This window comes from Microbacterium sp. F2 (genome assembly GCF_052274505.1).
In the GTDB taxonomy this organism is placed as follows: Bacteria; Actinomycetota; Actinomycetes; order Actinomycetales; family Microbacteriaceae; genus Microbacterium.
This window is the reverse complement of record NZ_JBNVBV010000004.1, coordinates 172,363-184,519: the sequence shown is the minus strand read 5'-3', so window position 1 is coordinate 184,519 and position 12,157 is coordinate 172,363. Positions and strand designations below refer to the sequence as shown.

The following is a 12,157-nucleotide window of genomic DNA, read 5'->3' as shown; positions in this document are numbered from 1 at the left end:
GACACGAAAGAGAATGACCATGACTCCCACCGCAACCGCCGAGAAGACCGCGGTCGTCGGCCGCGTCGCGCGCGTCACCGGCCCCGTCGTCGACATCGAGTTCCCGCATGACTCGATCCCCGACATCTACAACGCGCTGAGCACCACGATCACGATCGACGGTGAGTCCAGCGAACTGACGCTTGAGGTCGCGCAGCACCTGGGCGATGACCTCATCCGCGCCATCGCGCTCAAGCCCACCGACGGTGTCGTGCGTGGGCAGGAAGTGCGTGACACGGGCGGCCCGATCTCGGTGCCCGTCGGCGATGTGACCAAGGGTCACGTCTTCAACGTCACCGGCGAGGTCCTCAACGCCGAGCCGGGCGAGAAGATCGAGATCACCGAGCGGTGGGGCATCCACCGCAAGGCTCCGGCCTTCGACCAGCTCGAGTCCAAGACGACGATGTTCGAGACCGGCATCAAGGTCATCGACCTGCTGACCCCCTACGTGCAGGGCGGAAAGATCGGCCTCTTCGGTGGTGCCGGTGTCGGCAAGACCGTCCTCATCCAGGAGATGATCCAGCGCGTTGCGCAGGACCACGGTGGTGTCTCGGTCTTCGCCGGTGTCGGCGAGCGTACTCGTGAGGGCAACGACCTCATCCACGAGATGGAAGAGGCCGGCGTCTTCGACAAGACCGCCCTCGTGTTCGGCCAGATGGACGAGCCGCCGGGGACCCGTCTTCGCGTCGCGCTGTCGGCGCTGACGATGGCGGAGTACTTCCGCGACGTCCAGAAGCAGGACGTGCTGCTGTTCATCGACAACATCTTCCGCTTCACGCAGGCAGGCTCCGAGGTCTCGACCCTGCTGGGTCGCATGCCCTCCGCCGTGGGTTACCAGCCGAACCTCGCCGACGAGATGGGTGTGCTCCAGGAGCGCATCACCTCGACGCGTGGTCACTCGATCACGTCGCTCCAGGCAATCTACGTGCCCGCTGACGACTACACCGACCCGGCGCCGGCGACCACCTTCGCCCACCTGGATGCGACCACCGAGCTCTCGCGTGCGATCGCCTCGCGCGGTCTGTACCCCGCGGTTGATCCGCTGACCTCGACCAGCCGCATCCTCGACCCGCGCTACGTCGGTGAAGACCACTACCGTGTGGCGACCGCCGTCAAGCAGATCCTGCAGAAGAACCAGGAACTGCAGGAGATCATCGCGATCCTCGGTGTCGACGAGCTCTCCGAAGAGGACAAGGTCGTCGTGTCGCGTGCGCGCCGGATCCAGCAGTTCCTCTCGCAGAACACCTACATGGCCAAGAAGTTCACCGGTGTCGAGGGCTCCACGGTCCCGATCAAGGAGACGATCGAGTCCTTCGACGCGATCGTCAAGGGTGACTTCGACCACGTCGCCGAGCAGGCGTTCTTCAACGTCGGTGGCATCTCGGACGTCGAGGAGCGCTGGGCGCAGATCCAGAAGGAGAACGGCTGATCATGCCGCTGCACGTCAGCCTCGTCTCCGCCGACGCCGAAGTGTGGTCGGGGGAGGCATCCCTCGTGGTCGCGAAGACTGTCGAAGGTGAGATCGGCTTCATGACCGGACACGAACCGGTTCTCGCGATTCTCGCCGAGGGTCAGGTCCGCATCACCAAGGATGACGGCAGCAAAGTCGTCGCGAACGCGCAAGACGGCTTCCTCTCGATCGAGGGCGATGTCGTCACGATCGTGGCCGGCAACGCCGCTCTCGTCGCCTGAAACCAGCATCCGCCCCAGCGCTCGGCCTCGGCCGCATCGCATGGGCGTAGGAAGAATCGCCGAGGTAGGACGAGTGCATCGTCATCCGTCCTCCCTCGGCGATCTCGCTGTTCTCGGTGAGGTGCATCCGTGCTGATTTTGTTGCCGCCGTCGGAGACGAAGCGGGCTGGTGGCGCGGGGGTTCCGTGGGATGCATCCCGTCTGGCCCTTCCCGAGCTGACGCCGATTCGCGAATCGGTCATCGAGGCGCTGGTCGCGCTCAGCGATGACCCCGATGCTGCGGCACGGGCGCTGAAGCTCGGCCCGAAGCAGCGCGGTGAGATCGAGGTGAATCGTGCGCTGCGCACGTCGCCGACAATGCCAGCGATCGACCGGTACACGGGGGTGCTTTTCGACGCTCTGGATGCCGCGAGTCTGGACGCCTCTGCGCGGCAGTGGCTCGGCGAGCATGTCCTGATCCATTCCGCGCCCTTCGGGCCGGTCGGTGCTCTGGACCCCATTCCGTCGTACCGGCTGGGTGCTGGCATCCGTCTTCCCGGTCTCGCTTCGCAGCGTCAGCTCTGGGCCGGTCCCGTCGCGGCAGCGCTCGACCGTTACGCCCGCGGGTTCGTGCTTGACCTGAGGTCCGAAGCCTACGTCGCACTCGGGGCTGGGCCCGCCAAGCGGAGCGCATACGTGCGAGTTCTGACGCGGGCAGTGCACGGGCAGACACGAGCTCTCAATCACTTCAACAAGAACGCGAAGGGGCGACTCACCCGCGCTCTCGCGGAATCCGGCGCCGACCTGTCGGACGCGGCACAGTTCATGGAATGGGCCAGCGGCGCCGGATTCGAGACGGACCGCGACGGCGACGCCATAGCGCTGATCGTGCCTCATGCTGAGAATCTGCTGACAGCGGCGCCCAAGGATCGCTAGCATGAACGCAACGGGCGAGTGCCCCGTCACGCACCAGCTCGAGGTGCGGGTCCTGACCGTTCGGGAGGAACGTTCATGTTCGAACAAGTAGGCGCGTCAGTCGTCTATTACAACGATGGCGGGTCGATCGGCTTGCTGATCTTCCTCGTCTTCTTCTGGATCATCTTCGCTGCTGCCGGCTACGTCCTCACGTCCTTCTTCCTGATGCGGGTCTTTGACAAGGCCGGCGTGCAGGGCAAGTGGCGCGCGTGGGTGCCGATCTACAACGGCATGATCTTCCTGAAGCTCGGGGACCTCAGCCCCTGGCTGCTTCTCTACGCCATCGGCGCGTCGATTCTGTTGGGCTGGATCCCGGTCATCGGCCAGCTCATCCTGCTCGCGACCTTCATCCTGACGCTGATGGCCGCTTGGCGTGTGGGGCTGAAACTGCAGAAGGAAGCCGTATGGCTCATCCTCTACTTCTTCCTCTCGATCGTGTGGCTCGGTATCGCAGCCTTTGACAAGTCGCGCTGGAACACGGCGATCCCTGCGGCCCCGTGGGCAGGCAACGGATTCCTGGGGGATCGCACGAACTGGGAGGGCATCCCTTCGCAGGTTCCTGCCGGTGGCTACCCTGCCAACCCCGCCACCAGCCCGGCCCCCGGCTATGCAGCGCCTCCGGCGCCTCCGACGGGTTACGCTCCTCCCGCCGCGCAGCCGCCGGCAAGCCCTGAGCCGCCCGCGGCTCCGGAAGAGCCCAAGGCCTGATCCATCTCGACGTGAGGGGCTCCCACCGTATGGTGGGGGCCCCTCACTCGTCCTGTTGTGGTGTTCTGGCGCGTTCGCTGACGGCGCACCCGAGTGATTTGCCTGCCGCCGGATGCCGGGCGTAGCGTCAGCGAGGACGTGTCAGCGGGGAGCCGACCGTCCGTTTCCGGTGGAAGGAACTCCTCGTGCTTTGGACCCTCCTGGTGCGGTATCTCCGACCCGCGTGGCCGCTGATCATCGCCGTCATCGTCTTTCAGCTCGCCCAGTCGATCGCGTCACTGCTGCTGCCGACCTTGAACGCTGACATCATCGACAACGGCGTGGTGACCGGCGACATCGGTTACATCTGGTCGACCGGCGGTCTCATGCTCGTCATCTCACTCGTACAGGTCGTCTGCGCGGTCATCGCCGTGTACTTCGGGTCTCGGCTCGCCATGGGAATGGGTAAGAACCTGCGCGCCGACGTCTTCCACCGCGTCGTCGCGTTCTCGCAGCGCGAGGTGGGGAACTTCGGCGCGCCTTCGCTCATCACCCGCAACACCAACGACGTCCAGCAGGTTCAGATGCTGGTGCAGGTCTCCGCGACGCTGATGGTCTCGGCTCCCATGCTCGCGATCGGTGGAGTCATCATGGCGATTCGCCAAGACCCAGGCCTGTCGTGGCTCATGGCGGTGGCCGTGCCGGTGCTGTTGATCCTGGTCTCACTCATCGTGGTGCGGATGGTTCCCGCGTTCACGGTCATGCAGCAGCGGATCGACCGCGTCAACCAGATCATGCGCGAGCAGCTCACCGGCATCCGTGTCGTTCGCGCCTTCGTCCGCGAAGACCACGAACGTCAGCGCTTCGATGTCGCGAGCCGGGATGTCATGGCGACCGGACTTCGCGCGGGCAACCTCATGGCGCTGATGTTTCCCGTCGTCATGCTCGTGCTGAACATCTCGAGCGTTGCGGTGATCTGGTTCGGCGCCTTCCAGGTGCAAAACGACGGCGTCGAGATCGGAACGTTGTTCGCTTTCCTCACCTACATCATGCAGATCCTCATGGGAGTCATGATGGCGACCTTCATGTTCGTCATGATTCCGCGCGCCGCGGTCTGTGCACAGCGGATCGGTGAAGTCCTCGATACGGACCCCTCGGTCGAGCCGCCCGCAGAGGCTGTCACCGCGCCGACGCCTCGCGGCAGGGTCGAGTTCTCCCACGTCGACTTCGCGTACCCGGGTGCGCAGGATGCGGTGCTTCACGACATCACGTTCACCGTCGAGCCGGGCACGACGACAGCGATCATCGGATCGACCGGGTCGGGTAAGTCGACGCTCATCGGGCTCGTGCCGCGCTTGTTCGATGTGACGGCGGGGGAGGTGCGCGTCGACGGCGTCGACGTGCGCTCTTACGATCCCGATGACCTCTGGGCGCGGATCGGGCTGGTTCCGCAGCGGGCATTCCTGTTCTCCGGAACGGTCGCGTCGAATCTGCGCTACGGGAATGCCGCCGCCGACGACCCGAGCCTGTGGCGTGCTCTCGAGCTCGCCCAGGCCCGTTCCTTCGTCGAGGCCTTCCCCCTCGGGCTCGAGGCTCCGATCGCGCAGGGAGGCACGAACGTCTCGGGTGGGCAGCGACAGCGCCTCGCGATAGCACGAGCGCTCGTCAAGAACCCGCCGATCTTCATTTTCGACGACTCGTTCTCGGCCCTCGATCTGCGAACGGACGCCGCGCTTCGCCGTGCTCTCGACACGGAGCTTCCCGACGCTACCCGGTTGGTCGTCGCCCAGCGCGTCTCGACGATTCAGCACGCCGATCAGGTCGTGGTGCTCGACCACGGTCGGATCGTCGGCATCGGGAGACATGAGGACCTCGTGGAGACCTGCGAGACCTATCGCGAGATCGTCGATTCCCAGCTCTCGGCGGAGGCTGCAGCATGAGCGCGCCACGCCCCGCTGCAGGTGCGGCTCCCGCGCGTGGCCCGATGGGCGGTGGCCCCACGGGACGCGGGATGGGAATGCCCGTCCAGAAGGCTCAGAACTTCGGCGCGAGCGCGAAGCGCCTGCTCGCGCATCTGCGCCGGGAGAACGCGCTGCTCATCCTGGTCATCGTGTTGGGCGTGTTCTCGGTTGCGCTGTCGGTGATCGGACCGAAGCTCCTGGGGGAGGGCACCAACCTCGTCTTCGCCGGGTTCGTCTCGCTGCAGTTCTCGGATGTTCCCCCGGGAACCACACAGCAGCAGATCATGGACCAGCTGATCGCGAACGGTCAGCAGGAGCAGGCTGACCTCCTCTCGACGATGACCTTCACCCCGGGCGCCGGTATCGACTTCACTGCACTCGGCCAACTCTTGCTGCTCGTGCTCGCCGTGTATGTGGGCGCGAGCCTGTTCGGCTGGCTGCAGGCCCGCATCCTGAACGGTGTCGTCCAGCGCGCGATGCACCGACTGCGCATCGAGGTCGAGCAGAAGATCCACCGCCTGCCGCTGTCGTACTTCGACCGGGTGCAGCGCGGCGAGTTGCTCAGCCGCGTCACCAATGACGTCGACAACATCGGTCAAAGCCTCCAGCAGACACTGTCGCAGGTCGTCATTTCGCTCCTGACGGTGATCGGCGTCCTTGTCATGATGTTCGTGATCTCGCCGCTGCTGGCGGTGATCGCACTGGTGACGATTCCCCTCACGATCGTGGTCACGGTCCTCGTCGCACGCCGCTCCCAAGCGCTGTTCGTCACCCAGTGGCGGGCGACGGGGGTTCTCAACGCCCGCATCGAGGAGACCTTCTCGGGGCATTCGGTGGTCAAGGTCTTCGGCCACCAGCGTGAGGCCGAGACCGACTTCGCTGCCGAGAACGAGGAGGTGTACCGCGCGAGTTTCGGGGCACAGTTCCTGTCCGGCATCATCATGCCGGCGATGATGTTCATCGGGAACCTCGTCTACGTCGCCATTGCGGTCGTCGGCGGGCTGCAGGTTGCCGGCGGGATGCTCTCGATCGGAGACGTGCAGGCATTCATCCAGTACTCGCGACAGTTCACGCAGCCCCTCAGTCAACTCGGATCCATGGCGAACCTGCTGCAGTCGGGGGTGGCCAGCGCCGAGCGGGTGTTCGAACTGCTCGACGAGCCCGAGCAGACCGACGATCCGCAGCCCGCCGAGACCGTTCCGGCTGACGCGAGCACCCTCGAATTCCGCGACGTGTCATTCCGCTATGCCGCCGACACGCCGCTGATCGATGATCTGAGCCTGCGCGCGGCATCCGGAAGCACGGTCGCGATCGTGGGACCCACGGGCGCGGGAAAGACGACGCTCGTCAACCTCGTCATGCGCTTCTACGACGTGGATGAGGGTGGCATCCTGCTCGACACCGCGGCGGGGCTTCCAGGCGGCGGTCTCGATACTCGACGGATGACGCGCGATGACCTCCGGGCGCGCACCGGCATGGTGCTGCAGGACACGTGGCTGTTCGCGGGCACGATCCGAGAGAACATCGCGTACGGGAGGCCGGACGCGACCGAGGAAGAGCTCGTGGCGGCGGCGTCCGCGGCATATGTCGACCGGTTCGTTCATGCTCTGCCGGACGGGTACGACACGGTGCTCGATGATGAGGCGACGAATCTCTCGGTCGGTGAGCGCCAGCTCGTCACAATCGCGCGGGCGTTCCTCGCGGATCCGCGCATCCTGATTCTCGATGAGGCAACCTCGTCGGTCGACACCCGCACGGAGCTGCTGATCCAGCGCGCGATGTCTCGACTGCGCCGTGACCGCACCTCGTTCGTCATCGCGCACCGTCTTTCGACGATTCGGGATGCCGACCTCATCCTGGTGATGGAGAGCGGTGCGATCGTCGAACAAGGGACGCACGACGAGTTGCTGCGTGCGCGGGGGGCCTACTGGGCGCTCTATAACGCACAGTTCGAGGCTCCCGCCGATGAGGGCGCCGAGCCCAGCGTGAACGGATGACGGCGCATCGCCGGCGCGGTATGTCCCCGCTCGGGCCCTGACGTTCGATTAGGATGTGACGGTCGGTGCCTGGCGCCGATACCGACAACGACGAGGAAAGGGTCGCGTGGCCGAGGTTTCCGCCCATTCCCGCACCGTTGACCTGGCACGCGATCGCCTCGAGCTCGCGTGGGCCGCGGTGACAGATACCGGCCGTCGGCGTGAGGTCAACCAGGATGCCGTCCTCGCGGAGTACCCGCTGTTCGTCGTCGCCGATGGAATGGGCGGCCACATCGGTGGTGAGATCGCCAGCGCGAGCGCTGTCGAACGTCTTCACGCGGTTGCCGACACAGGCTCGGTCTCCACGAAAGCGATCGAGAAGGCCCTCGCGCGAGCGGTGAAAGACATTGCCGCTCGCCCGGAAGCAACCGACGAGGCTACCGGCACGACCGTGACCGGGCTGTTTCTGGATGTGTCGGGGGCTGAGGCATCCTGGGTCGCCCTCAACATCGGGGACTCGCGGGTCTACCTGCTGCGCGATGGCGCGATCGTTCAGGTCACGACAGACCACTCGGTCGTGCAGGAGCTCATCGCTTCGGGGCGGTTGAGCCCGGAAGAGGCCGAGAACCACCCGTACGGCAACGTCATCACTCGGGCTCTCGGGCCGAGCGAGAGCGTCACACCCGATTACGTTCGTCTCGACGTCGTCGACGGCGACAGATTCGTCATCTGCTCCGACGGACTGACCAAGGAGCTCACCGACTTCGGCATTCAGCACTTCCTCGTCGAGCACCCCGAGCCGGCGGCGGCGGTCGAAGCGATGCTTGATGCCGCACTCGAGAACGGCGGACGAGACAACATATCGATCGTCGTCGTGAACGTCGCTCGCGTCCCCGGCGCCTGAGGCTCCGCTCCTCCCCAACACCGCGTTCTCTCCGGTCGCGCCGGATGGCAGGCCCGGTACCGTGACCGCGCTGGAGCCAATGATGGGCTGGGGTCATGCGTTCATCGTCTGGCACCGCACCTCGCCGGTCATCCGTGAAGCGCTCGCGCGGCCCTGCTCGCGGCGCGACAGGTCTTCCGATTCTCGCGACGGCGGTGCCGGTGCTTGGGGCAGTGGCCCTGTGGGTGGTGACCGGGTCTGTCCTGAGTCTGTGGTTCGCCGCCCTTGCGCCACTCATGGCAGTAGCAGGCTTCGGCGACCGCATGTGGGCGGCACGGCGTGCGGGGCGCCGGGACGATGCCATAGCCGAGGCGGATTCGGCCTCGCTGCGTGCGGCGATCGAGCAGGCGGTGTCTCATGAACGCGACCGTGCGTGGCGGAGCTCGCCCGACATCCGCCGCCTTCTTGACGAACCGGCAGAAGTCTGGCGAGAAGTCCTCGGTCGCCAGGGGCACCTGGTGGTGGGAAGCGGCGACGTGCCGATGGAACTGACTGCCGCGCAGGTGACCAGCCTCCGCGCCGAGGGGTCCGCGCCCGAGAGCGCCACGACGGCGCTCGGCGCGTCCAGGCCGACGGTGCGGGATGCTCCGATCGTGGTGCCGCTGCGTGGCAGCCTCGGAGTGGACGGGCCGGAGCCGCTCGTTGCCGGTGTCGTGCGCGCGATGATCGTGCAACTCTGTCTGGTCCATCCGCCGGGTCGGCTCGAGATCGTCGGCGATGTTCCGGAGGGGTTCGCCTGGGTCGAGGAGCTTCCGCACCGCGTCACCCCAGGTCAGCGCCGCGTCGCGCTGGGCCTGTCGAGTGGATGGGACCGCGCCGAGGGAGCGGCCGACGCCGCGATCCTCGTCGGTAACGGGGGTGGCGCTGCGGTTCGGATGCTCGTCGGGCAGACGGACACCGGAGCAGCGCACGCGACACTGGACACCGGTGAGGCCACGCTCGAGGTCTATCCGCAGGTCCTCTCGGAGTTCCAGGCGAGCCTTCTGGCCCGCTCCCTGCGCGCGAAGAGTGCGCCGACGGCGCCGGATGACGGCCAGCTGGCGCTCGGTAGTCTGCTCGACACCCGCCCCGCGGTACCGCCCGTCGCGGGTTCGCGGACGCTCGCGGGTGTCATCGGCAGGTCTGGTGCGAGACCGTTCTGCCTCGATCTGGTCAGCGACGGACCGCATGCGCTGGTGGTCGGTACGACCGGCAGCGGCAAGAGCGAACTGCTACGAACCTGGGTCGCCTCCCTCGCGGCGCATTACACGCCCGAGGATGTCGTGTTCGTCCTCGCCGATTTCAAGGGCGGCACCGCCTTCTCGTCCCTTCGGAGTCTCCCGCACGTCACCGGTGTACTGACCGACCTCGGTGCGGCTGAGGCAACGCGCGGTCTTGAGAGCCTGCGGGCGGAGGTGCGTCGCCGGGAGGGTGTGCTCGCGGCAGCAGGCATCCGGGACATCGCCGAGGGGACGACCGACCTCCCGCGACTGGTCGTGGTCGTCGACGAATTCGCCACGCTGCTGAGCTCTCACGGCGAGCTTGCCAACCTCTTCATCGACCTCACGGCGCGGGGGCGGGCGCTGGGCATCCACGTCATCCTCGGCACGCAGCGCGCCACCGGGGTGTTTCGAGAGGCGCTCCTGGCGAACTGTCTGCTGCGCGTCGTTCTGCGAGCCGCCGATGCCGCCGATTGCCGTCTGATGCTCGGAGATGACGCCGCCCACCGGATGCCGGCCGGAGCGCGCGCAGGCACAGCTCAGGTGAGACGGGCGGGAGACGAGCGTCCGGTGCCGATTCGCGTCGCGGTGGCAGACGACGAGTTCGTGTCTGAGCTCGCTGCCCGCGCCCACGGTTCACCGGTGCAGGCGCCGTGGCTCGAACCCCTCCCGGCCGATGTCCCGCTTCCCCGTCGCGATGGAGACGACGAGGTGCTGCTCATCGGCATCGCTGACGAGCCTCACCTGCAGCGCCAGGAGCCTATCGGGCTGGCGCGGTCCGAAAGGGGACTGTGCGTCATCGGCACCGCGGGCTCGGGAGTGACCACGGCGTTGCATACCCTCGCGGCGCAGCTGGATCGGGCGGATGCATGGATAGATGCGGGTGATCTCGAAGCAGCCTGGGACGACCTGAACCGCGTTGCGGTTTCACGGCACGGCGCCGTCGTGGTGGATGAGGCCGACGCCCTGTTGGCGGCGCTTCCACCGGACTATGCCCACGCAGCCGCCGGCCTCCTCGAAACGATAGTCCGCTCTTCTGGGGACGGACGTCCCTTCCTGCTCGGTCTGGAACGCCTCACGGCGCCGCTCGCTCGCATCGCCGACCTGATGCCGCGCCGGCTCCTGCTTCGCCACGCCCAACGCACCGACTACCTCGCCGCCGGCGGCGCGCCGAGCCACCACGACCCCACAGCTCCGCCGGGTCGAGGCCGGCTCGGCGGGACGCTCGTACAGGTGTTCCGGGCTGAAACTTCTGCGCGGAGCGGAGAAGCGCCGCATCCCTCCCTCTGGCAGCCGCCCGCTGGACTGACGTGTTGGGTTACGCGCGCTACCCTTGGCGCCGAGCGCATTCACGAGCAGTGGATGGCTCACGGCGTGGAGATCAGGAGCCCCGATGACGCACTCGGCGGTGTCTTCCCGCCGACGATTGAACCGGGACGCTCGCTTGTCGTGCGTGCTGAACCCGAGCAGTGGCAGCGATTCTGGGCCGCGCTCACGACCCTGCGCGCACAAGGCCCGCTTTTGATCGATCCGTCATGCTCGGGGGAGTACCGCATCCTCACCGGACGACGAGACCTTCCTCCGCTGTGCCTTCCGGGGGCTCCGCGCGGATGGCTCCTCGAGCCCGGACGCGACGTCAGGCGGGTACGCCTCGGATGATCGAGGTCAGAAGGCAGGGGAGATCACGCCGACGTCGCGCTCGCCGCCGCGCACCCGCAGCGGCAGCTCGTCCCGAGCACGCGAGACGTCGGCGGCCCTCAGCGCACCAGCTCGCTCGAGAAGACGCAGCGCGACGATGGATGTGGCCCGCGCCGAGCCATCAAGCATCTTGAGCGCTGCCGTCGTCCCATCCGGCGCGACCATGATCATCACGCCCTCGGCACCGCCCTTCGCGAAGACCCCGGTCTGTTCGATCGTGATCGTGTCGGCCCGGCCGGGACCGTCGATCGTCCAGGGATGCCGGCGCACTGCCGCGACCAGCGCCGCCGCATTGCGATGGAGCGCGAACGGCGACCGCTCCGAGGAACCGCCGATCCGGTGCGCTGCCTTGGCAAGGCCCGACAGCGTGAGGGCGAAAACGGGAGCGCCGCATCCATCGACGACGGATGCCTGCACGCGCTCTCCGGTCAGCCGCTCGACGAGCTCGCGAATCTGAACCTGCAGCGGATGCTCCGGGTCGAGGTAGGTGGCAAGGTCCCACCCCTGTGCGACGCACGCCGCGAGCATTGCCGCGTGCTTTCCCGAGCAATTCATGCGGAGCCTCTCGGGCTCTCCTTCGGCGCGGACCAGGGCATCGCGTGTGGTCGTATCGGACGGCCAGGCAGGCGGGCACTGGAGGCTCCGCTCGTCCAGCCCGGCGGCGTCGAGGATGTCGCGGACGACGGCGACGTGCCGGTCGGTTCCCGCGTGGCTGGCGGTCGCGAGCGCCAGCGTCTCACCTTCGAGCTGTGCCCCCGCCGCGAGACATGCCAGCGCCTGGATCGGCTTCAGGGACGACCGCGGAAGGATGGGTGCATCGGTGTCACCGAGCCTCTCGATGACCTGCCCATCGGGATTCAGGACGATCGCGGCCCCGGCATGGCGTGACTCCACGAATCCGCCTCGCTCCACCCGTGCGAGCTCGACGGCAGCGGCAACAGGGAACGTCTTAGGCACTCCCACAGCCTATCCGGGGCCGCCAGCGTGAACAGCGATGCCAGACTGGGC

Annotated in this window: 9 protein-coding genes; 8 read left to right on the top strand and 1 reads right to left on the bottom strand. The window is 66.9% G+C overall.

Going from position 1 to position 12,157, the window contains the following annotated elements:
* Positions 1-19 precede the first annotated feature (19 nt).
* The 8 genes from atpD (at position 20) to ACQVDU_RS09830 (ending at position 11,110) form a co-directional block, all read left to right on the top strand.
* Positions 20-1,468 (top strand): F0F1 ATP synthase subunit beta, encoded by a 1,449-nt coding sequence (atpD, locus tag ACQVDU_RS09865; RefSeq protein WP_300594097.1) that lies wholly within the window; start codon positions 20-22, stop codon positions 1,466-1,468.
* 2 nt (positions 1,469-1,470) lie between these two features.
* A complete protein-coding gene (locus ACQVDU_RS09860) occupies positions 1,471-1,731 on the top strand; it encodes a F0F1 ATP synthase subunit epsilon (RefSeq protein WP_292711937.1) in 261 nt (86 codons plus the stop codon).
* A 129-nt stretch (positions 1,732-1,860) separates the two neighbouring features.
* Positions 1,861-2,646 (top strand): YaaA family protein, encoded by a 786-nt coding sequence (locus tag ACQVDU_RS09855; RefSeq protein WP_331790435.1) that lies wholly within the window; start codon positions 1,861-1,863, stop codon positions 2,644-2,646.
* A 75-nt stretch (positions 2,647-2,721) separates the two neighbouring features.
* Positions 2,722-3,393 carry a large exoprotein gene (locus ACQVDU_RS09850; protein WP_443477013.1) on the top strand — a complete coding sequence of 224 codons (672 nt, stop codon included), beginning with the start codon at positions 2,722-2,724 and terminating at the stop codon, positions 3,391-3,393.
* A 185-nt stretch (positions 3,394-3,578) separates the two neighbouring features.
* Complete coding sequence (locus ACQVDU_RS09845; RefSeq protein WP_443477012.1) at positions 3,579-5,312, top strand: ABC transporter ATP-binding protein; 1,734 nt, start codon at positions 3,579-3,581, stop codon at positions 5,310-5,312.
* The gene (locus ACQVDU_RS09840) at positions 5,309-7,330 is read left to right on the top strand and encodes an ABC transporter ATP-binding protein (RefSeq protein WP_443477011.1); all 2,022 of its coding nucleotides are present in this window, start codon (positions 5,309-5,311) and stop codon (positions 7,328-7,330) included. The genes ACQVDU_RS09845 and ACQVDU_RS09840 overlap by 4 nt, the downstream gene beginning before the upstream one ends.
* 106 nt (positions 7,331-7,436) lie before the next feature.
* Positions 7,437-8,213 (top strand): PP2C family protein-serine/threonine phosphatase, encoded by a 777-nt coding sequence (locus tag ACQVDU_RS09835; RefSeq protein ID WP_300594083.1) that lies wholly within the window; start codon positions 7,437-7,439, stop codon positions 8,211-8,213.
* Between the two features lie 95 nt (positions 8,214-8,308).
* Positions 8,309-11,110 carry an FtsK/SpoIIIE domain-containing protein gene (locus ACQVDU_RS09830; protein WP_443477010.1) on the top strand — a complete coding sequence of 934 codons (2,802 nt, stop codon included), beginning with the start codon at positions 8,309-8,311 and terminating at the stop codon, positions 11,108-11,110.
* A 6-nt stretch (positions 11,111-11,116) separates the two neighbouring features.
* Here the strand turns inward: ACQVDU_RS09830 and ACQVDU_RS09825 are convergent, their stop codons facing one another.
* On the bottom strand, positions 11,117-12,106 hold the full coding sequence (locus tag ACQVDU_RS09825; RefSeq protein ID WP_300591100.1) for an asparaginase: 990 nt from the start codon (positions 12,104-12,106) through the stop codon (positions 11,117-11,119).
* Between the last annotated feature and the right edge of the window lie 51 nt (positions 12,107-12,157).

What these genes read in the sequence shown, in the direction of transcription:
- atpD (WP_300594097.1), top strand. Translation starts at nt 20, where the DNA reads ATGACTCCCACCGCAACCGCCGAGAAGACCGCGGTCGTCGGCCGCGTC.
- ACQVDU_RS09860 (WP_292711937.1), top strand. Translation starts at nt 1,471, where the DNA reads ATGCCGCTGCACGTCAGCCTCGTCTCCGCCGACGCCGAAGTGTGGTCG.
- ACQVDU_RS09850 (WP_443477013.1), top strand. Translation starts at nt 2,722, where the DNA reads ATGTTCGAACAAGTAGGCGCGTCAGTCGTCTATTACAACGATGGCGGG.
- ACQVDU_RS09840 (WP_443477011.1), top strand. Translation starts at nt 5,309, where the DNA reads ATGAGCGCGCCACGCCCCGCTGCAGGTGCGGCTCCCGCGCGTGGCCCG.
- ACQVDU_RS09830 (WP_443477010.1), top strand. Translation starts at nt 8,309, where the DNA reads ATGCGTTCATCGTCTGGCACCGCACCTCGCCGGTCATCCGTGAAGCGC.